Raw genomic sequence first — 20,859 nt, 5'->3', positions numbered from 1 at the left:
GTTCAGCACAACCCTATGGCCTCGATGCGTCCGGTCGTCCGCGTTTCAGAAAAGGGGTTCAGGAGGAGGTGTGGCGGAGGATCACGTCTTCTTGCCCGGCTTCTTCTTGTTCTCCTCCTCCGTCCAGGGCAGGACGGCGGTGGCGGAGGTCTGCAGCACGGCGCGGTCGTTCTGGCGCAGGTCGATGGCCACGATGTCGCGGTCCAGGACCTGACCCGTCGCGTCCATCTCCGCCAACTGGCGCAGCGCGGACGGCATGCGGGCTTCCGGAAGTTTCACCACGACACCGTTCTTCAGCTTGAGATCCCAGCGGCGGTCGCCGACCCAGGAGGCGGCGCTCACCTTTTCGCGCAGTGCCGGCACGTTGTCGAGGGCCGCGAGCAGCTTCGGCACCTGCATCGGCGCGTTGGCGCCGACGACCTGCGGCAGCGTCTCGATCCGCCGGTTGCCGCGGCGCGCCAGCTCGGTCGCGTCGGCGAGCGGGCGGCCTTCGCGGTCGATGACCGTGAACTTGCGGTCGTGCTGCCAGATCGCCATCGGCTCCCGCTCCGTCAGGCGGACGAACAGGATGCCGGGCAGATGGCGCTCGATGGAGGCCGAGGCGACCCAGGGCAGGCTTTCCAGCTTCTCCTTGGCGTCGGACAGCGTGACGGCGAGGATCGGATCGCCGCGCTGCACGCCCAGCACGCGCAGGATCGACGCCGGGTCGGTCTCGGTCCGGCCCTCGACCAGCACGTCGGCGATGGCGAAGCCGGCGGACGCGCTGGTCTGGATCAGGCTTTCCTGCAACGCCGCGGTGGTCTCGGCGAAGGTGCCGCGCTGCCACGCCGACGCGGCCATGCCGGCGACGACCAGGACCGGCGTCAGCAGGATGGCCGCCTTGACCGCGGGACGGGTCCAGCGCGGCCAGGCGCGGCGGCGGTTGCCTTTCTGCGCCGACTTCGCCATGGCGCGCGGCGGCACGGGCATGTCCTCGCGGGCCCGGTTCGCAGAGCCCCCGAAACCGGCGCGGAACTGCGGATCGATGCTCAGTCGAGTTGACATGCGGCGTTCTCCACCATCCAAGCGACGAGAGCCCCGTAGGAGAGCCCCACGGCAGCGGCCTGTTCGGGAACCAGCGACAGCGGCGTCATGCCCGGCTGGTTGTTGATTTCCAGGAAAAAGAGTCCGTCGGTCCCACTTTTACGATCATCCCAGCGGAAGTCGCTGCGCGAAACGCCGCGGCATCCCAGGGTCCGGTGGGCCAGGACCGCCAACCTCTTGGCTTCTTCCGCGACATGCTCGGGAATCTGCGCGGGCACAGTATGAACGGCATGACCGGCGCTGTATTTAGCCGTGTAGTCATACACCTGTGCTTCGAAGCGGATCTCCGTCACGGTCAGGGGGCGGCACTCGCCGTCCAGCCCGCCCATGACGCCCACGGTCAGCTCGCGGCCCGGGATGAACTCCTCGACCAGGGCGCGCTCGCCGAAGGTCCAGGCGTCGCCGACCGGGCTGTTCTGCCCCTCGCGCACCAGCGTGACCCCGACGGTCGAGCCTTCGTCCACCGGCTTCACGATGTAGGGGGCGGGCATCGGGTGGGCGCCGCCGGTCAACTCGCCCTTGGTGAGGACGAGGCCCTTGGGCGAGCGCACGCCGACCGGGGCGAGCAGCGCCTTGGTCATCGCCTTGTCCATGGCGACCGCGGCGGCGCGCACGCCGGAATGGGTGTAGGGAATGCCGAGGAATTCCAGCACGCCCTGGATCGTCCCATCCTCGCCGCCGCGCCCGTGCAGGGCGTTGAACACCGCGTCGGGACGCGGGTCGGTCAGCGCGCGCAGCAGCCCCTCCAGGTCGCGCTGCACGTCCACCGCGGTGACGCGGTAGCCTTCCTCCTCCAGCGCCTTGGCGACGCCGGCGCCGCTGACCAGCGACACCTCGCGCTCCGCCGACCAGCCGCCCATCAGGACGGCGACATGCTTCTTGTGGGGGGTGGTCATGCGGACGCTCCTTCGCGGGCCACGCCGACCCGCTTGATTTCCCACTCCAGCGTGACGCCGGAGGTCTCGAACACCCGGCGCCGGACTTCCTCGCCCAGCGCCTCCAGCTCCGCCGCGGTGGCGGTGCCCTGGTTGATGAGGAAGTTGCAGTGCTTCTCCGACACCTGCGCGCCGCCGATGGACAGGCCGCGGCAGCCGGCCCGGTCGATCAGCTCCCACGCCTTGTGGCCGGGCGGGTTCTTGAAGGTCGAGCCGCCGGTGCGCGAGCGGACCGGCTGGGTGTCGGCGCGCTTGCCGGAAATCTCCGCCATGCGCTGGGCGATCTCCGCCGGGTCGCCGGCCGTGCCGCGCAGGGTGCCGCCGGTGAAGATGACGTCCTCCGGCACCCCCGCGTGGCGGTAGGTGAAGCCCATGCCGGCGTTGTCGTAGGACACGCGTTCGCCGCGGCGGGTCACGCCCTGGGCGGAGACCAGCACGTCCTTGATCTCGTGGCCGTAGGCGCCGCCGTTCATGCGCAGCGCGCCGCCGATGGTGCCGGGGATGCCCGACAGGAACTCCAGCCCGGCGACCCCGGCGTCGCGCGCCACGGCGGCGACGTTCAGGTCGAGCGCCGCGGCCCCGGCCTCCAGCGTCAGCCCGTCCGCCGCGATGCCGGCGAAGCCGCGGCCCAGCCGGATCACCACGCCGGGGATGCCGCCGTCGCGGATCAGCAGGTTGGACGCGACGCCCAGCACCGTCACCGGCACGTCGTCCGGCAGTCCGGCCAGGAAGCCAGCCAGATCGTCGGCGTCCTCCGGCCGGAACATGACCTCCGCCGGACCGCCGACGCGGAACCACGTCACGTTGGCCAGCGGCGCGGCGGCGGTCAGCCGTCCGCGGCAGGCGGGCATCCGGTCGATGAGGGAGGCGGTGGTGGCTGTCATCGGAAGACCCGTCACGCCTTGCCCGACAGCTTGTCCAGCTCACCCGGCAGGGCGTTGGCCCACTGGGTGATGTTGCCGGCGCCCAGGCAGACCACGAGGTCGCCGGACCGCGCGATCTCACGGACCAGCTGCGGCAGCTCGTCCGGGCCATGCAGGGCGAGCACCTGACGGTGGCCGTGCATGCGCAGGCCCTCGACGAGGCTGTCGCGGTTGACGTTCTCGATCGGCTGCTCACCGGCGGCGTAGACGTCGGCCACGATCACCGCGTCGGCGTCGTTGAAGCAGGTGCAGAACTCCTCGAACAGGTTGGCGAGGCGCGAATAGCGGTGCGGCTGGACGACGGCGATGGTGCGGCCGGTGCCGGCGGTGCGCGCGGCCTTCAGGACGGCGGCGATCTCCACCGGGTGGTGGCCGTAATCGTCGATGACGGTGATGCCGTTCGACTCGCCGGTCTTGGTGAAGCGGCGCTTGACGCCCTGGAACTTCGCCATGCTGTCGCGCATCACGACGTCGGGCAGGCCCATCTCGTTGCCCACGGCGAAGCAGGCCAGCGAGTTCTGGACGTTGTGCGGGCCGTACATCGGCAGGCGGACGCCGATGATCGTCCGGCTCTCCCCGGTGTGGCGGTCGTCGATCACCACGTCGTACTCCGCGCCCTCGGTGCCCAGCCGCATGTTCACGGCGCGCACGTCGGCCTGCGGGCTGAAGCCGTAGGTGATGATGCGGCGGTCCGACACGCGCGGGATCATCGCCTGCACTTCCGGATGGTCGATGCAGAGCGCCGCGAAGCCGTAGAAGGGGATGTTCTGGACGAAGCTGTCGAAGGCGGCCCGCATGTTGTCGAAGGTGCCGTAATAGTCCAGATGCTCCGGGTCCATGTTGGTGACCACGGCGATGCAGGCCGGCAGCTTGATGAAGGTGCCGTCGCTCTCGTCCGCCTCGACGACCATCCAGTCGCCGGAGCCGAGCCGCGTGTTGGTGCCGTAGGCGTTGATGATGCCGCCGTTGATCACCGTGGGGTCGAGGTTGGCGTGCTCCAGCATGTTGCCGACCATCGAGGTCGTCGTGGTCTTGCCGTGGGTGCCGCCGATGGCGATGGCCCATTTCAGACGCATCAGCTCGCCCAGCATCTCGGCGCGGCGGACGACCGGGACCAGCGCGGCGCGAGCGGCGACGACCTCCGGGTTGTCGCGCTTGACGGCGGAGGAGACGACGACGACCGCGGCCCCGGCGATGTTCTCCGCGCGGTGGCCGATGCTGATCTGGATGCCCAGCCCGCGCAGGCGCTTGACGTTGGCGCTCTCCGCCAGGTCGGAGCCCTGGACGGTGTAGCCGAGGTTGCGCAGCACTTCGGCGATGCCGCTCATGCCGATGCCGCCGATGCCGACGAAATGGATGGTGCCGATCGAGAGGGGGAGGGCGCGCATGTCTGGATTACTTTCCGCGGCGGAGCATCAGGCTGAGGGTGGCGTCCACGGCCATGTCGGACAGGCCGTAGGGAAGGGGCTGGGAACCGATCGTGACGTGCAGCCGGTCGCGCAGGAAGCCGGCGCCGGCGCGCGGCAGCAGCGGGCAGTCGGGCCGGTTGCTCCAGGCGCCTTCGGTCCGCGTCATGTCCGCCGGCCAGTCGCCCAGGGACCGGGACGGCCGGGACGAGCGGGGGCGTGCGATGGTGCTGCGCGTTGCCTTGTTCATTCCGCGGCTTCCTTGGTTCGGGCGTGGTTCGGGTTGGCGATCATGTCGAGCACGGCGTCGGCCAGCCGGCGCGCGGCGTCGGCCATGCCCCAGCCGTGGGCGGCCCGCGCCGCGGCGGTCAGAGCGTCCGGCGACTCCAGCAGTTCCGTCAGGCGGGCGGCGAGCGCGTCGGCGGTGAAGTCCGGCTGCGCCATCACCCAGGCGGCCCCGGCGGCGGCGAGCTGCCGCGCGTTGGCCGTCTGATGGTCGTCCATGGCATGGGGATATGGCACAAGAATGGCCGGGCGCCCGATGCAGGTCAGTTCGGCGATGGTCGAGGCACCGGCCCGCGTGATGGCGAGGTGGCAGGCGGCCAGCCGGTCCGGCACGTCGCGGAAGAAGCTCTCCAGCTCCAGCCCGCCGAGGCCCATGCCGGCGTAAGCGGCGCGCGCGGCCTCCAGGTCCTCGGGCCGGCACTGCTGCGCCAGATGGATGCGGGCGCGGAGATCGGCGGGCAGGCGACCGAGCGCCTCGGGGATGACCTCCGAGAAAACGCGGGCGCCCTGGCTGCCGCCCATCACCAGGATGCGGACGGGGCCGCCGGGAGCTGGAACGGCGTAGGCGGCGTCGCGCTGGGCGGCGATCGCCGGGCGGACCGGGTTGCCGGTGCGGACGAGGCGCGGCCGGTGCTCCTCCTTCACCGAGGCGACCTCGGGGAAGGCGACGGCGATGCGGCGGGCCGCGGCGGCGAGCATCCGGTTGGCGCGGCCCAGCACGGCGTTCTGCTCGTGCAGCATCACCGGCACGCGGCCTTGCGCGGCGGCGTAGACCGTGGGGACGGAGGGGTAGCCGCCGAAGCCGACGACCGCCGCCGGCTTCAGGTGGCGCATCAGCGCGTTGGCGCCGAGCAGGCCGAGGCCCATCTGCCACGCCGCGTTCATCTTGGCCAGCAGGTTGCCGCCGGGGGCGGCGGAGCGGATGCGGTGGACCGTCACCTCCGGCAGGCTGTCGCCGAAGGCTTGGCCGCGCTTGTCGGTGACCAGCGCCACCGCCTCGCCGCGGGCCAGCAGCTCGCGCGCCAGCGCTTCCGCCGGGAAGAAGTGCCCGCCGGTGCCGCCGGCGGCGAGGATGATCGGCTTTTGGAGGGCGGGGCGTTGCGTGGTGTCGGCCATCGTCGTCACTCCGCCGGGCCGAAGCGTTTGCGGGTCAGCGCCAGCACCATGCCCATGCCGAAGCCCAGCGCCAGCAGCGAGGAGCCGCCGTAGGAGATGAAGGGCAGCGTCATGCCCTTGGTCGGCATCAGGTGCAGGGCGGAGCCCATGTTGATCGCCGCCTGCAGGCCGAACTGGATCAGCAGGCCGCTGGCCGCCAGCAGCACGAAGTAGTTGGTGTCGTTGAACACCCGCGCGAAGCCGCGCAGCACGATGAAGGCGAACAGGATGATGATGATCAGGCAGAAGATCAGCCCCATCTCCTCGCCGGCGACGGCGAAGATGAAGTCGGCGTGGCTGTCCGGCAGCGAATACTTGACCGTTCCCTGGCCGGGGCCGGTGCCCATCAGCCCGCCGTTGGCGAAGGCCTCCAGCGAGCGGCTGACCTGATAGGTGTCGCCGCTCGACGGGTCGAGGAAGCGGTTGATGCGGCTGTGGACGTGCGGCAGCGTGAAATAGGCGCCGACGAGGCCGGCCACACCCAGCACGCCCAGGCCGCCGACCAGCATGATGTTCAGACCGGCCAGGAAGAACTGGGAGAACCACACCGCCGACACCACCACCGTCATGCCCAGGTCGGGCTGCAGCAGCAGGCCGCCGACGGTCAGGCCGTAGAGCAGGATCGACAGGATCGTGCCGGGGAAGCCGGGGTTGGTGCGCGACAGCGAGAACAGCCACGCCCCGACCACGGCGAAGGCCGGCTTCACGAACTCCGACGGCTGGATCGACAGGCCGGGGACGTGGATCCAGCGCCGCGCGCCCTTGATCTCGACGCCGACGACCAGCGTCGCGTAGACCAGGGCCACCGAAATCAGGAAGACCACCAGCGCCGCCCGCCGCACGCCGCGCGGGCTGAGCAGCGAGACGCCGCACATGATGGCGACGCTGGGGATCAGCATCATCAGGTGGCGTTCGACGAAGTAGAAGGTGTCCTGGATGCCGATGCGCTCCGCCACCGGCGGGCTGGCCGCGGTGATCAGGACCGTGCCGAGCGCCATCAGCACCGCCAGCGCGGCGAGCTGCCAGCGGTCCACCGTCCACCACCAGCGGCCGAAGATGGATTGGTCGGTGCGGTCGAAGGTGATCATCAGGCGCGGTCCCCCGGAACGGCGTTGCCTTCGAGACGGTTCACGGCGTCGGCGAAAGCCTCGCCGCGCTTCTCGAAATTCGCGAACTGGTCCCAGGAGGCGCAGGCCGGCGACAGCAGCACGCAGGCGCCGGGCAGCGCCTCGGCCAGCGCCAGCTCCGCCGCGGCGTTCACCGCCACGTCCAGCGTGCCGCAGCGGGTGTGCGGAACCTTGTTGGTCTCCAGCCACACGGCGAAGCGGTCCGACGCCTCGCCGATCAGGAAGGCGTGGCGGACGCGCGGCGCGTAGGCCTCAAGCCCGTCGAGCCCGGTCTCCTTCGCCTGACCGCCGAGGATCCAATAGATCGGGTCGAAGGTCGCCAGCGCCTTCTCCGTCGCGTCGGCGTTGGTCGCCTTGCTGTCGTTGACGAAGCGCACGCCGTCGATGGTCCGCACCAGCTGCTGGCGGTGGGCGAGGCCGGGGAATGTGGTCATGGCGGCGACGATGGCCGGGGTCGGCACGCCCGCCGCCTTGCAGGCCGCGAAGGCCGCGGCGGCGTTCTGCCAGTTGTGCGTGCCGAGCAGCGCCGGGAAGGCGGCCAGCTCGGCCACCCGCTCCGCGGCGCCGAAGGTGTCGTCGACCAGCCAGCCGTCCGCGGCGTAGACGCCGCCGGGCACCGGACCCAGGGCGGAGACCGGCCAGATCACCTGGTCGCCCTTGGCCTTCAGCTCCTCCCAGATCGCCCGGCAGGTCGGGTCGTCCACGCCGATCACCGCGGTGCGCGGCTTGGTCTGGCGGTGGAAGATCAGTTTCTTCGCGGCGACGTAGCCGTCCATGCCGCCGTGCCGGGCCAGATGGTCCGGCGTGATGTTCAGCAGCACCGCCACGTCGAAGGTGATCGAGTAGGTCAGCTCGAGCTGGTAGCTCGACATCTCCAGAACGTAGCTGCCGCCGGCCCCCACGGAGGGGAAGGTCAGCGCCGGGGTGCCCAGGTTGCCGCCGACCGCGATGCGCCGCCCGGCGGCCTCCATCACATGGCCGATCAGGGTGGTGGTGGTGGACTTCCCGTTGGTGCCGGTGATGCCGATGTAGGCCGAATCACGCTCCGACCGGGCCAGCAGCTCGATGTCGCAGACCAGCTCGATGTTCGCGGCGCGGGCGCGCAGGGCCACCGGGTGGGGCTTCGGGTGGGTGTGCGGGATCCCCGGCGACCAGACGATGGTGGTCAGCTCGGTCAGGTCCGCCGTGGTCAGGTCGACGACCTTGTAGCCCTTGTCCAGCGCCGCGGCGCGGCTGGACTCGTTGTCGTCCCAAACCCACACGTCGGCGCCGCTTTGGGTCAGCGCCTCCGCCGTGGCGAGGCCCGACTTGCCCAGCCCCATGACCGCCACCGGCAGTCCTTCCATGTAGAACAGGTTGATCATCGGGCGGCGACCCTCAGCGGAGCTTCAGCGTGGACAGGCCGACGAGGGCCAGGATGGAGGCGATGATCCAGAAGCGGATGACCACGGTGGACTCCGCCCATCCCTTCTTCTCGAAGTGATGGTGCAGGGGCGCCATGCGGAACACGCGCTTTCCGGTCAGCTTGAACGAGGCGACCTGGACGATCACCGACACGGTCTCCAGCACGAACAGGCCGCCGATGATCGCCAGCACGATCTCGTGCTTGGTGACCACGCTGACGGCTCCCAGCGCGCCGCCGAGGGCCAGCGAGCCGGTGTCGCCCATGAAGACCATGGCGGGGGGCGCGTTGTACCAGAGGAAACCGATCCCCGCACCGACCAGAGCCCCGCAGAAAACGGCAAGCTCACCAGCACCGGGCACATGATGGATCTGGAGATAGTTGGCGAAGATCGCGTTGCCGGTCAGGTAGGCGATCAGGCCGAAGCAGCCCGCCGCGATCATCGTCGGCACGATGGCCAGCCCGTCCAGACCGTCCGTCAGGTTCACCGCGTTCGAGGCGCCGACCATGACGAAGGCGCCGACGGGGATGAAGAACCAGGAGAGCTGGATCAGGAAATCCTTCACGAAGGGAACGGCCAGGCCACCGGACAGCGGCGGCGCCGACACATACATGATGGCGGCGGCGGCGGAGACGCCGATGATGATCTCCCAGGTCAGGCGGAAACGGCCCGACAGGCCCTTGGTGTTGCGCTTGGTCAGCTTCAGGTAGTCGTCGCCGAAGCCGATGAGCCCGTAGCCGATCGTCACCAGCAGCACGATCCAGGTGTAGGCGTTGGTCAGGTCGACCCACAGCAGCGTGCTGATCGACACGGCGATCAGGATCATCAGGCCGCCCATGGTGGGCGTGCCTTTCTTCTTCGCATGGCTTTCCGGCCCGTCGGAGCGGATCGGCTGGCCCTCGCCCTGCTTGCGCTTCAGCCACGCGATCAGGCGCGGAAAGAACACGAAGCTGATGACGAGCGCCGTCAGCACCGCGCCTCCCGTCCGGAAGGTCAGATACCGGAACAGGTTGAACGGCGTGAAGACGTCCGCCAGAGGAAAGAGCAGGTTGTAGAGCATCGTCGAGCGGTCAGCCTTTGTGGCCCTGCGCCGCGGCCTGATCCGTGTCAGCCGCGGGCGAGGAGCCGTTGTTGTTCTTTTCGGTTTGTTTGTCGTCTTTGGTGTCCAGGGCGGACAGGGCGTCCACCACCGTCGCCATGCGGCTGCCCAGCGATCCCTTGATCAGCACCACGTCGCCGCCGCGCACGGCGCTGGCCAGGAGGGGGGCCAGCTCGGCGCTGGTTTCCGTCCAGGCGCCGCGCATGGCGGCGGGCAGGCGGTCGAACAGGGCGCGCATGTGCGGGCCGCAGGCGTAGACGGCGTCCACATGCGCAGAGCGCAGCGGTTCGGCCAGCGCGGCGTGCAGGGCGTCGGCACGGTCGCCCAGCTCCCGCATGTCGCCCAGCACGGCGAGGCGCCGGCCGCCCGCGCCGGGGTCGATCTTGCCGAGCACCGCGAAGGTCGCGGTCATGGCGGCGGGGCTGGCGTTGTAGCTCTCGTCGATCAGGGTGAAGGCGCCCCGGGCGGTCTGGACGCGCTTGCGCGTGCCGCGGCCCTTCACCGGCGCGATGGTGGACAGCGCGCGGGCCGCCGCGGCGACGTCGGCGCCCAGCGCCTTGACCGCCAGCAGAACGGCGAGGCTGTTCATCACCCAATGCCGGCCGGGCAAGGCCAGGCAGTACTGGATGCGCTCGCCGCGAATGACCGCGGTCACGGCGCTGCAGGTGGCGTGCAGCGAGCAGTCCACCAGACGGGCGTCGGCATCGGCGTGGGAGCCGAAGCTCCAGATCCGGCTCAGCCCCTGGGTGCGCGCGGCGGCCAGCAGGCGCGCGAAATGCGGGTTGTCGCGGTTCAGCACGGCGACCCCGTTGGGGTTCATGCCCTCGAAGATCTCGGCCTTGGCGTCGGCGATCGCCTCGACGGAGTCGAAGAACTCCAGATGGGCCGCCTCGACCGTGGTGATGACCGCGACGTCGGGCATGACCTGCCGCGACAGGGGGCCGAGTTCGCCGGCGTGGTTCATGCCCAGCTCGAACACGCCGAACTCGCTGTCCTCCGGCATGCGGGCCAGCGACAGGGGTACGCCCCAATGGTTGTTCAGGCTGCCTTCGGTGGCGAAGGTGCGGCCCTGCGCCGACAGGACGTGGCGCAGCGCCTCCTTGGTGCTGGTCTTGCCGACCGAGCCGGTGACGCCCACCACCCTGGCCTGGGTGCGCAGCCGCGCGACGTGGCCGAGATCGCCCAGCGCCGCCAGCGTGTCCTGCTCCACCGCCAGGAGGGAGGCGTCGCCCGGCACGCCGGGCGGCACGGTGCTGACCAGCGCCGCGGCGGCGCCGGCCTCCAGCGCCTTGGCGACGAAGTCGTGGCCGTCGAAGTTCGGCCCCTTGATGGCGACGAACAGGTCGCCCGGCGCCACCTTGCGGCTGTCGATGCTGACCCCGGTCGCCGCCCAGGAGCGCGTCGCCTGACCGCTGGTGGCGGCGGCGGCGTCCTCGGCGGTCCACAGGACGGTCTTGGCCTCGCTCATGCTGCTCCAACCTCTGCCACGGCGGCTCGTGCCTCGGTCGCGTCGTCGAAGGGAAGGACCTCCGTCCCGACGATCTGACCATGCTCATGTCCCTTGCCGGCGATGACCAGGACGTCACCGGGCTGAAGGCTGCGGACGGCGGCGCGGATGGCCTCGCGCCGGTCGCCGATCTCCTCCAGGGCCGGGTGGCCCGCCAGGACCTCCTTGCGGATGGCCGCCGGCACCTCGGTGCGCGGGTTGTCGTCGGTGACGATGGCGCGGTCGGCCAGACGGCCGGCCAGCTCCCCCATCACCGGCCGCTTCCCGCGGTCGCGGTCGCCGCCGCACCCGAACACCGCGATCAGGCGGTTCCGGGCGTGCTGCTTCAGCGCCAGCAGCACCGTTTCCAGCGCGTCGGGCGTGTGGGCGAAATCGACATAGACCGCCGCCCCGCAGGGGTGGGTGGCGACGTGCTGCAGGCGCCCCGGCACGCCTTCCAGGCGGGTCAGGGTGGCCAGAGCCTCGTCACGGTCCGCGCCGGAGCCGATCACCAGGCCGAGCGCGCACAGCACGTTCCACGCCTGGAAGCGGCCCGCCAGCGGCAGGTCCACGGTGATGTCGCGGCCCAGGACCGTCAGGTCCAGGCGCTGGCCGTGGGCCAGCGGCTCGACCCCGTTCACCCGGATCTCGCGACCGGCCAGACCGTATCCGAAGACGCGGTGACCGCGCTGTGAACAAATCCCGGCAAGTTCGGCAAAGGTGCCGCTGTCGGCGTTCAGGACGGCGGTTCCCCCATCGGGCAACACCCGTCCGAACAGCATCGCCTTGGCCTGGAGATAGGCCTCCATGGTGCCGTGGTAGTCCAGATGGTCGCGGGTCAGGTTGGTGAAGCCCGCGGCCTTGAGGGCCACGCCGTCGAGACGGAACTGCTCCAGCCCGTGGCTGGACGCCTCCATCGCCAGATGTTCGATTCCCTTGTCCTTGACGGCGGCGAGGTCGCGATGGAGCGACACCGGGTCCGGCGTGGTCATCCCGCCGTAATCGTCCAGCCCCGGCCCGATCAGCCCCAGCGTGCCCAGGCTGGCCGCCTTCAGGCCCATCAGGTCCCACATCTGGCGGGCGAACTGGACGGTGGAGGTCTTGCCGTTGGTTCCCGTCACGGCGACCACGGTGTCCGGCTGCCGCCCGTGGAAGGCGGCGGCGAGGCGCGCGAAGAGGCGGCGCGGCTGCTCGTCCGTGATCAGCGTCGCGGCGCTGCCGGCGGGCAGGGCGGTCCCGGCGGGCGCCACCACGGCGACGGCGCCCTTGGCGAGCGCGTCGGCGATGAAGACGCGCCCGTCCGCCTTCGCGCCCGGCAGGGCGGCAAAGACGAAACCGGGCCTGACCGCGCGGCTGTCCGCGGTCAACCCGGTCACGTCGATGGCTGGCACTTCGACGGCGGACCCCTCGACGGAGGAGGACGTCGCGTCAGCGCGGCTTGTTGCCAGCAGGTGGGACAGAAGCAACGGTGCTGCCTTTCGGTTGCGCGGGCGGAGGCGGCGGTGCGGGCGGGGTCGTCTGACCGGCGGTGTTGATGTAGGTGGCGTTGATGACGTCGGGGGAAGCCTCGTCCACCGGCTGGACGCCCAGCAGCGGGCCGATCTGCTTCACGATCCGGCCGACCGCGGGGGCGGCGACCCAGCCGCCGGTGGCGAAGCCGTAGGTCTTCTTGGTGCCCTTCGGCTCGTCCACCAGGACATAGACGATGTAGCGGGGATCGTGCATCGGGAAGGCGCCGAGGAACGACGACATGCGGGAGTTCCGGGCGTAGCTCCGGCCCTTCTGCTTCTCCGCCGTGCCGGTCTTGCCGCCGACGACGTAGCCCTTGGCGTTGGCCGACTTCGCCGTGCCGTCGGTGACCACGAAGCGGAACAGCCGGCGCATCATCGCCGAGGTCTTCGGGCTGATGACCTGCTCGCCCGGGACCTCGGCCGCGGGATCGCGCTTCAGCAGGGTCGGCGGGTGCAGCACGCCGCCGTTGATGATCGAGGCGGCGGCGTTGACCGTGTGCATCGGGCTGACCGACATGCCGTGGCCGAAGGAGATGGTCATGGTGTTGACCTCCCGCCACGGGTTGGGCACCAGCGGCCAGCCGTTCTCCGGCAGCTCCAGCGTGGTCGGGCGGGTCATCCCCAGCTTGGTCAGGAAGGACTTCTGGTGCTGCACGCCGAGCGTCAGGGCCATGCGCACCGAGCCCAGGTTCGACGATTCCTGGAACACCTCGGCCACCGTCAGGTTGTGGCGGAAGGGGTGGTATTCGCGGATCGTGAAGCGGCCGACCTGGATGTTGTTGATCGTGTCGAAGGTGTCGGAGACGCGGATCTTGCCCGAATCCAGCGACATCGCCGTGTTGAAGATCTTGAAGGTGGAGCCCATCTCGTACACGCCGAGCGTCGCGCGGTTGAACAGCGTGTCCGGGTCGAGCCCCGTCGGGTTGTGCGGATCGAAATCGGGCAGCGAAACCATCGACATGACTTCGCCGTTGCGGACATCGTAGATGATGCCGGTGGCGCCGATGGCGCTGAACTCCTCAATCGTCGTCTGCAACTCCTTCTTCATGATGTGCTGAAGGCGCAGGTCGATCGAAAGCTGCAGCGGCTTCGGGTCGGTGGTCAGCCGCTTGTTGAACTGCTGCTCCAGCCCGGCGAGGCCGTTGTTGTCCACGCCGGTGAAGCCGACCAGATGCGAGGTCAGGTTGGAGGCCGGGTAGAAGCGGCGCTCCTCCCGTTCGAAATAGACGCCCGGCAAGCCCAGCCGGAACACCGCCGCCTGCTGCTTGGGCGTCAGGTTGCGCTTGATCCAGACGAACCGCTTGTCGCCGCTGAGCTTGGTCAGCAGGTCCTTGTAGTCCAGCTCCGGCAGGGCGGTAGTCAGCTTGCGCGCCACCTCGTCCGGGCGGCTGATCAGCTTCGGGTCGGCGTAGAGCGACTGCGTGGCGAGCGAGGTCGCCAGCAGGTTGCCGTTGCGGTCCACGATGTCGGCGCGGTTGACCGGCGGGGCGTCGACCTCCGCGGCCATGCGCGGGCGCGGTTCCGCCGCGTGGTTGAACAGCGTCGCGTCCACCAGCTTCACGCCGATGGCGGAGAAGACCACGGCGACCATGGCCGCGGTCACCATCAACCGGTTCCGGCTCTGCTCCAGCGCGACCGACAGCGACGTCCGCGGCTTGGAAGCCGGGGGCGGAACGCTGTAGGCGCCGTGCGCGGGATCGATGCCGGGCGGCGGAACGCTCATCGGTTGGCTCCGAGACGGGCGACGAGAAGACCGATGCTGTCATGCTGGGCCGGCGCGGCCGCGGGCGGGGCGGCCTGGGCCTGCTGCGGCTGCGGGCGCGCCGCGGGCGGCGCCAGCGTCCGCGCGGTGACCGGCGGCTTGGTGGCGACTTCCGTCGGCTTGGTCGTCACCACCGGGGCCGGGGCCGACTTGGCGGCGGAGGGGAGCGGCGGCACCTTGGCCGAGGCCGGCACGATGGCCGAGGGCTTGATCGGGGCCGGCTTGATCGGCGAGGCCGAGGCCGGAATGATCACGCCGCCCTGAATGATGGCGCCGCCGCCCACGACGCTGTCCCCGGTCGAGGCCGTCGCCACGTTCGGCGCCTTGCCCGGCGTCTGGTTGCGGACCATCGGCGGCAGCGGAGCCTCCTCCGGCGCGACGGTGGGGGAGGGGCGCATCGGGACGATGTTCATCGCCACGAACTGGCGCGCCTCGGTCGGCTGCAGCGCCAGATGCTCGCGCGACAGGGTCTCGAGACGGGTCGGGTCGTTGAGGAAGCTCCACTCGGCCTTGAGGACCTGGATGGCCTCCTGCTCCACCATGATCTTGCGGTTGAGCGAGCCCAGCTTCTCTTCCAGCTCCTGAACCTCGTAGCTGGTCTCGAACAGGACGAAGCCGGCGGCGGCGATCAGGCCACCCCAGAAAAGTGCGGATTTGTATTTCATGCCGCCTCCTTGCCGGGCGCCGGATAGGCCGGCGCCGCCGTGCGTTCAGCCGCGCGCAGCCGGGCAGAGCGCGCGCGTGGGTTGCTGTGGGCTTCCTGGTCCGTCGGCACGATGGGCTTGCGCGACAGGAGCCGGAAGGATGGGGAACGCGCGTCCGCCGCAAGGCTCGGCGCGTGTCGGGACGGGGAGGGCGGGGGCGAGGAGCGTTCCTTCAGGAACGTCTTCACTTCCCGGTCCTCCAGCGAATGGAAGGAGACGACGGCGAGGCGGCCGCCGGGCTTCAGCAGCGATTCGGCGGCGGCGAGGCCGCGGCGCAGCTCGCCCAGCTCGTCGTTCACATGGATGCGCAGCGCCTGGAAGGTGCGGGTCGCCGGGTCGATGGCGTCGCCCTTCCCCTTCGGCACCACCGACCGCACCACCTCGGCCAGCTGCCGGGTGCGCGCGAAGGGCGTCTCCAGCCGTGCGGCGACGATGGCGCGGGCCACGCGGCGGGCCATGCGCTCCTCGCCGTAATGGAAGACGATGTCGGCCAGCTCAGCTTCAGACGCGGTGTTCACCACGTCGGCGGCGGTCGGCCCGTCGCGTCCCATCCGCATGTCGAGCGGGCCGTCGAATCGGAAGGAGAAGCCGCGCTCCGGCTCGTCGATCTGCGGGGAGGAGACGCCGATGTCCAGCGCCACGCCGTCCACCGATTCGACGCCGTGCTCGGCGAGCAGCCGGTCCATGTCGCCGAATCGGCCTTCGACGATCGCCAGCCGGCCCGGATAGGCGAGGGCGAGCTGACGGCCGCGTTCGATGGCTTCGGGATCGCGGTCGATTCCCCAGACCCGGCAGTCGGCCCGGTCGAGAATCGCGCGGGAATAGCCGCCGGCGCCGAAGGTGCCGTCCACATAGACGCCGCCGTCGCGCGGGGAGAGCGCGTCCACGACCTCGTTCAGCAGGACGGAGATGTGCGGGGAGGCCGGGACGGCGGCGGCGGTGGGAGCGGGGCCAGGGGGCTTCACGATCATGCGCCCTCCCCTCCCCGGCCGGCGGCGGCGCGGGACGCCTTGGCGACGATCTGGCTCAGCGAAATGTCCTTGCGCACGACCTGGTCGCGCAGCGTCTGTTCATGGGCCTTCAGGGCGCCGGGCTCCCAGATCTGGAAGGTCTTGCGGCGGCCGATGAAGGCGGCTTCCTCGTCGATTCCGGCGAATTCGGCGAGTTCCTTGGGCAGGACGATCCGGCCTTCGGTGTCCAGCGAGACGGGGATCAGCTTGCCGAAGATGAAGGTCTCGATCATGTCGCGCTCGTCCGAATCCAGATCGGGGGATTCCAGGCTTTCGGAAAGCACGTCGAGATAATCCTGATCGGCGCCTTCCAGCGCCTGATGATTCAGTGAAGGCCAGAGATAGACGGTGCCGGGAGCCGACGTCTTGGCAAGCGACTGCCGGAACTGCGCCGGGATGGAGCAGCGGCCTTTCCTGTCAACTTTGTTGACGTATGTGGACAGGAAAATGGCCATCGGCCTGACGAACGCCCCCCTTATCCCGTTGCCGGTCTTCGCCGTCGCGAAGCCCTATCCGCTCTTGCCGCTGAACGCGCCCGGTTTGGCTACCTTGGTTGGGTAGTTCCCCCTCCGAACTGGGCTTTCATGGGATAGCATGGGACAGTTTGGGCGTCAACGCCCCCTCCAGTATTCATATGGTGCTGTCAAGACTTTTGGGGCGATGTGTTGCCAGCGTGCAAATAGGTGAACGGAATCGGCGAGAATCGGCAATATACCAGCGCGCTAATGAGCGATTACGCGGCGTTGCCCCACAGAGTTCGCAGGATGTTCCGTGAGTCCCGCGAATGGTTCCCACCATGTGGCTTTCCATAAAGGCGAATCGCACCCTACGAATGGTATAGCCTGCTGGGGTAAGCTGCCGGGGCGTGGCATGGGACGGCATGGGAATTTGCCCCACAGTTATCCACCGGCTGTGGATGAAGCTGGGGACATCTGTGGACAAGGGGGCGCCATCCCGGTCCCGCGCCGCGGAAAAGGGGTGGTCCGTTGTCCGGAGGTGGTGGGGATAAACGCCAGATGGCCTGTAAGCCGGGTTTTGTCCTCAGGTTACCCTGATGGATGGCCATTCATCTGGGACGCCGGTTGCCCGGCGCCTCACGCAACCAACCCGGGCGGCGGCGCGGAAACGCGCTTGGCCCCAGACCATCCCAACCGATCAAGGATCAGGGGAGATGGCGGGCCGTGCCGCCCCTATTCGGTCTTGCTCCCGGTGGGGTTTACCGTGCCGCCCCTGTTGCCAGGCGCGCGGTGCGCTCTTACCGCACCCTTTCACCCTTACCGCCGGCGCGAGGCCGGTGGCGGTTTGCTCTCTGTGGCACTTTCCCTAGGGTCGCCCCCGCCGGCCGTTAGCCGGCACCGTGTTTCCGTGGAGCCCGGACTTTCCTCCCCCGATCCAAAAGGTCGAAGGCGGCCATCCGGCCATCTGGCGGGGCACTGTGTATAGGGTCGCCGCCCGATTCGCAACGATGTTCGGGGGCGATTCGGATTCTCAGCGCCCGGTCATCCGCAGCAGCGCGCGCAGGCGGCGCAGCGTTTCCGGATCGGGCACCCCGGTCAGGCGTTCGGGGTGGAAATGGCGCTGGAAGGACAGCAGGACCCGCGATTCGGCGGTGTCGTACCCATAGCGTCCCAGAAGCGCCGCCACATCCTCCGCGGATTCCGCCGAGTCGTTCACCGAATCGTCCGCCGCGGTGGGCTCCGGCCACAGCCCGATTCCGCGGGCGGCCAGCCCCGGCCAGTCGAACAGCTCGCCGGGGTCCTCCTTGCGGGCGGGCGCGATGTCGCTGTGGCCGAGCACATCGGCCGGCGCGATCCCATGACGCCCCATGATGTCCAGGCAGAGATCGGCCACCGCGGCCATCTGGACGGCGGGGAAGGGGCGGTAGCCGAACTCGTGCCCCGGATTGACGATCTCGATTCCGATGGAGCGGCTGTTGACGTCGGCCCGCCCCCGCCAGGAGGACAGGCCGGCGTGCCAGGCCCGCCGGTCCTCCGGCACATGGGCGTGGACGGTGCCGTCCTCGTCCACCGTGTAATGGGCGCTGACCTGGGCGGCGGGATCGCACAACCGGCTCAGCGCCGACTCGGCGGTGGGCATCCCCGTGTAATGGAGGATCAGCAGTTCCACCCCCACGCCCTCGGGCCGCGGCCCGTGGTTGGGGGAGGGGCGGTCGATGCATCCCGTGCCCGCGCGCGTCATGGTGTCCTCAGGTCGGATTCGTGACCTTCTCCGCCACCGTCGTTGGGCGGCGCTTCACGATGACGGCCATGCCGCCCACGGTCAACAGACCGCCCAGGACGAGACGCAGCGTGAAGGGATCGTCCATCAGCAGAACGCCCGCCAGCACGCCGAAGACCGGCACGGTCAGCAGGAAGGGCATGGTCTGGTTGACCGAGTATTTGCGCAGCAGCGGGTACCACATCCCATAGGCGCCGATGGTCACGCCCACCGCCATGTAGGCGATGGAGCCCCAGCCCCACAGGGTGGCGTCGGACAGCGCCGCCATCTGCCCCTCCTCGAACAGGAAGGAGAGGAACAGCAGCTGCGGGGCGGCGAACAGCGCCATCCAGCCGTTCAGCGCGAAGCCGTCCACCCCGACGATCAGCTTCATCTGGACGCTGGCGACGGCGAAGGCGAAGCTGGCCCCCAGGATCATGAAGAGCGGCACCAGCGATCCGGACAGCCGCGGTTCGCCCGCGATGACCGCGACGCCCGCGAAGGCCGCGGCCATGCCGGCGGCGCGGCGCCAGCCCAGCTTGTCCTTGAAGATCAGCGCGGCGAGAAGGGAGGAGAAGGGCACCTGTGCCTGCGCCGCCAGCGAGGCGGTCGCCGCGTCGATGCCGTTCAGCCCGCTGAACATCAGCGGGAAATGCACGGTCCCCAGGGTCAGCGACAGCAGGGCGATGGGCGGCACCGCGCTCCAGGGAATGCGCTTGAAGGGCAGGATCAGCGCCGCCACCGCGATGAAGCGCAGCGCCATGATGAAGAGCGGCGGGAACTCGGCCAGCCCCCATTTCGCGACGACGAAGTTCAGGCCCCAGATCGCCATGACCAGGAGCGCCATCAGCGAGTCGCGCAGACTCATCCGCGGCCGCCTTCCAGCTCCTCGCGCAGGGCCTCCAGCTCCAGCCAGCGCTCCTCGGCGGCGGCCAGCTCATTTTGTTTCGCCTGCAACTGATCGGACGTCTTCTGGAACTTGGCGGCGTCGCGGGCGAACAGGTCGGGGTCGGCCAGCGCCGCTTCGAGCTTCGCCACCTCGGCGGTCAGCTTGTCCATGCGGGCGGGCAGGTCGTCCAGCTCGCGCTGGTCCTTGTAGCTGAGCTTGCCCTTCGGCTTGGCCGCCGCCGGGGCGGCGGCGGGCTTCGCCTTGGCCGGGGCGGCGGCCTTCTCCTTGGGCGGCGGGCGCTGCACCAGATAGTCGGAATAGCCGCCGGGATACTCGGCGATCACGCCGTCCCCCTCCACCGCGATCGTGCTGGTGACCAGCCGGTCGAGGAAGTCGCGGTCGTGGCTGACCAGCAGCAGCGTGCCCTGATAATCGCCGAGCACATCCTCCAGCAGGTCCAGCGTGTCCATGTCGAGGTCGTTGGTCGGCTCGTCGAGGATCATCATGTTGCTCGGCCGCGCGAACAGGCGGGCGAGCAGCAGCCGGTTGCGCTCACCGCCGGACAGCGCCTTGACCGGGCTGTCGAGCTGGCGCGTGTCGAACAGGAAGTCGCGCATGTAGCCGGCGACGTGGCGCGGCTGGCCGTTGACCATCACGCTGTCGCCGCCGAAGGGGCACAGCACCTTGCGGATGGTGTCCTCGGGGTCGAGCCCGTCGCGCCGCTGGTCGAAATAGGCGGTTTCCAGATTGGTGCCCAGCCGGATCGTGCCGCCGTCGGGCTCCATCTGGCCGGTCAGCATCTTCAGCAGCGTGGTCTTGCCGGCGCCGTTCGGCCCGATCAGCCCGACCCGGTCGCCGCGCAGGATGCGGGTGGAGAAGTCGTTGACGACGGTCTTGCGGCCGTCCGCCGTGTCGAAGCCCTTCGAGATGTGCTCCGCCTCGATGACCAAGCGCCCGCCGCGCTCGGCCTCGGCGACGGCGAGCTTGGCCTGCTGGCCGCCCTTGATGCGCTCGGCGCGGTCGGTGCGAAGCTGGAGCAGGGCGCGCACGCGGCCCATGTTGCGGGTGCGCCGGGCCGAGATGCCCTCGCGCAGCCACTTCATCTCGCCTTCGATCTTGCGGTCGAGCTTCTGGGCGGCGATCTCCTCCGATTCGAAGACCTCGGCCTGCCAGGTCTCGAACTCGGCGAAGCCGCGGTCGGTGGCGCGCACCGTGCCGCGGTCCAGCCACAGCGTGCGCTTGGCCAGCCGGTTCAGGAAGCTGCGGTCGTGCGAGATCAGCAGCAGACCGCCGCGGTAGGCCAACAGCTCCTCCTCCAGCCACTCGATGGTGGGAAGGTCGAGGTGGTTGGTCGGCTCGTCGAGCAGCATGACATCGGGGGCGCCGACCAGCGTGCGGGCCAGCGCCGTGCGCCGCGCCTCGCCGCCCGACAGCGTGTTGGGGTCGAGATGGCCCGGCACCTGGAGCCGGTCCAGCACGGCGTCCACCCGGTGCGTCTCGTCCCGCTCGTCGGCGGGCAGGCCAGCGGCGACATAGTCGTGCACGGTGGCGCAGCCGGTGAAGTCCGGCTCCTGCGGCAGATAGGCGATGCGCGCGCCCGGCTGGGTGAAGACGGTGCCGCCGTCCGGCTGGATCATGCCGGCCAGAACCTTCATCAGCGTCGATTTGCCGGACCCGTTCCGCCCGACCAGACAGGCCTTGTCGCCCCGTCCGATGGACAGGTCGATGGTTTCGAACAGCGGACGGCCACCGAAGGTGACGGACACGCCCTGGAGCGCGGTGATCGGAGCGGGAGGAGCCATGACCCAACGGTACGGTGTGCGGAGGTGTGCTTATATAGCGTGCGGTCCGCAGGCCCGCGACA

General features: G+C 69.8%; 18 protein-coding genes and 1 other RNA gene. All 19 read right to left on the bottom strand.

The window, feature by feature from the left end:
* Positions 1-81 precede the first annotated feature (81 nt).
* The 19 genes from D3869_RS04735 to D3869_RS04645 all read right to left on the bottom strand — a co-directional run bounded on the left by D3869_RS04735 (position 82) and on the right by D3869_RS04645 (position 20,797).
* On the bottom strand, positions 82-1,044 hold the full coding sequence (locus D3869_RS04735; RefSeq protein WP_137139127.1) for a cell division protein FtsQ/DivIB: 963 nt from the start codon (positions 1,042-1,044) through the stop codon (positions 82-84).
* A complete protein-coding gene (locus tag D3869_RS04730; RefSeq protein ID WP_137139126.1) occupies positions 1,029-1,979 on the bottom strand; it encodes a D-alanine--D-alanine ligase in 951 nt (316 codons plus the stop codon). The genes D3869_RS04735 and D3869_RS04730 overlap by 16 nt, the downstream gene beginning before the upstream one ends.
* Complete coding sequence (gene murB / locus D3869_RS04725) at positions 1,976-2,902, bottom strand: UDP-N-acetylmuramate dehydrogenase (protein ID WP_137139125.1); 927 nt, start codon at positions 2,900-2,902, stop codon at positions 1,976-1,978. The genes D3869_RS04730 and murB overlap by 4 nt, the downstream gene beginning before the upstream one ends.
* Positions 2,903-2,913: 11 nt before the next feature.
* Positions 2,914-4,329, bottom strand: coding sequence for a UDP-N-acetylmuramate--L-alanine ligase (gene murC / locus D3869_RS04720; RefSeq protein WP_014241223.1), 1,416 nt, complete (start codon positions 4,327-4,329; stop codon positions 2,914-2,916).
* 7 nt (positions 4,330-4,336) lie between these two features.
* Complete coding sequence (locus tag D3869_RS04715; protein ID WP_137139124.1) at positions 4,337-4,597, bottom strand: hypothetical protein; 261 nt, start codon at positions 4,595-4,597, stop codon at positions 4,337-4,339.
* Entirely contained in the window at positions 4,594-5,748 is a 1,155-nt protein-coding gene (murG, locus tag D3869_RS04710) for an undecaprenyldiphospho-muramoylpentapeptide beta-N-acetylglucosaminyltransferase (protein ID WP_137139123.1), read from the bottom strand. The genes D3869_RS04715 and murG overlap by 4 nt, the downstream gene beginning before the upstream one ends.
* 5 nt (positions 5,749-5,753) lie before the next feature.
* Positions 5,754-6,875, bottom strand: coding sequence for a putative lipid II flippase FtsW (gene ftsW / locus D3869_RS04705; protein WP_175426396.1), 1,122 nt, complete (start codon positions 6,873-6,875; stop codon positions 5,754-5,756).
* Positions 6,875-8,278, bottom strand: a complete 1,404-nt coding sequence (gene murD, locus D3869_RS04700; protein ID WP_137139122.1) for a UDP-N-acetylmuramoyl-L-alanine--D-glutamate ligase — start codon at positions 8,276-8,278, stop codon at positions 6,875-6,877. Before murD ends, ftsW begins: the two co-directional genes overlap by 1 nt.
* Positions 8,279-8,291: 13 nt before the next feature.
* Complete coding sequence (mraY, locus tag D3869_RS04695; protein WP_035675379.1) at positions 8,292-9,377, bottom strand: phospho-N-acetylmuramoyl-pentapeptide-transferase; 1,086 nt, start codon at positions 9,375-9,377, stop codon at positions 8,292-8,294.
* A 10-nt stretch (positions 9,378-9,387) separates the two neighbouring features.
* On the bottom strand, positions 9,388-10,884 hold the full coding sequence (locus D3869_RS04690; RefSeq protein WP_137139121.1) for a UDP-N-acetylmuramoylalanyl-D-glutamyl-2,6-diaminopimelate--D-alanyl-D-alanine ligase: 1,497 nt from the start codon (positions 10,882-10,884) through the stop codon (positions 9,388-9,390).
* Positions 10,881-12,368 carry a UDP-N-acetylmuramoyl-L-alanyl-D-glutamate--2,6-diaminopimelate ligase gene (locus tag D3869_RS04685; RefSeq protein WP_432613405.1) on the bottom strand — a complete coding sequence of 496 codons (1,488 nt, stop codon included), beginning with the start codon at positions 12,366-12,368 and terminating at the stop codon, positions 10,881-10,883. The genes D3869_RS04690 and D3869_RS04685 overlap by 4 nt, the downstream gene beginning before the upstream one ends.
* Complete coding sequence (locus D3869_RS04680) at positions 12,331-14,136, bottom strand: peptidoglycan D,D-transpeptidase FtsI family protein (RefSeq protein ID WP_137139120.1); 1,806 nt, start codon at positions 14,134-14,136, stop codon at positions 12,331-12,333. The genes D3869_RS04685 and D3869_RS04680 overlap by 38 nt, the downstream gene beginning before the upstream one ends.
* Positions 14,133-14,840, bottom strand: coding sequence for a cell division protein FtsL (gene ftsL / locus D3869_RS04675; RefSeq protein WP_137139119.1), 708 nt, complete (start codon positions 14,838-14,840; stop codon positions 14,133-14,135). The genes D3869_RS04680 and ftsL overlap by 4 nt, the downstream gene beginning before the upstream one ends.
* Positions 14,837-15,850, bottom strand: coding sequence for a 16S rRNA (cytosine(1402)-N(4))-methyltransferase RsmH (gene rsmH / locus D3869_RS04670; RefSeq protein WP_137139118.1), 1,014 nt, complete (start codon positions 15,848-15,850; stop codon positions 14,837-14,839). Before rsmH ends, ftsL begins: the two co-directional genes overlap by 4 nt.
* Positions 15,847-16,344 carry a division/cell wall cluster transcriptional repressor MraZ gene (locus tag D3869_RS04665; RefSeq protein ID WP_038526524.1) on the bottom strand — a complete coding sequence of 166 codons (498 nt, stop codon included), beginning with the start codon at positions 16,342-16,344 and terminating at the stop codon, positions 15,847-15,849. Before D3869_RS04665 ends, rsmH begins: the two co-directional genes overlap by 4 nt.
* A gap of 553 nt (positions 16,345-16,897) precedes the next feature.
* Positions 16,898-17,315, bottom strand: an RNA gene (rnpB, locus tag D3869_RS04660) — RNase P RNA component class A.
* A gap of 62 nt (positions 17,316-17,377) precedes the next feature.
* Complete coding sequence (locus D3869_RS04655) at positions 17,378-18,088, bottom strand: N-acetylmuramoyl-L-alanine amidase (RefSeq protein ID WP_137139117.1); 711 nt, start codon at positions 18,086-18,088, stop codon at positions 17,378-17,380.
* A gap of 7 nt (positions 18,089-18,095) precedes the next feature.
* Positions 18,096-18,974 carry a DMT family transporter gene (locus D3869_RS04650; protein WP_137139116.1) on the bottom strand — a complete coding sequence of 293 codons (879 nt, stop codon included), beginning with the start codon at positions 18,972-18,974 and terminating at the stop codon, positions 18,096-18,098.
* Complete coding sequence (locus D3869_RS04645) at positions 18,971-20,797, bottom strand: ATP-binding cassette domain-containing protein (protein ID WP_137139115.1); 1,827 nt, start codon at positions 20,795-20,797, stop codon at positions 18,971-18,973. The genes D3869_RS04650 and D3869_RS04645 overlap by 4 nt, the downstream gene beginning before the upstream one ends.
* Positions 20,798-20,859 lie beyond the last annotated feature (62 nt).

It is taken from the genome of Azospirillum brasilense (assembly GCF_005222205.1).
Classification (GTDB): domain Bacteria; phylum Pseudomonadota; class Alphaproteobacteria; order Azospirillales; family Azospirillaceae; genus Azospirillum; species Azospirillum brasilense_G.
This window is presented reverse-complemented; position numbering and strand designations above follow the sequence as displayed.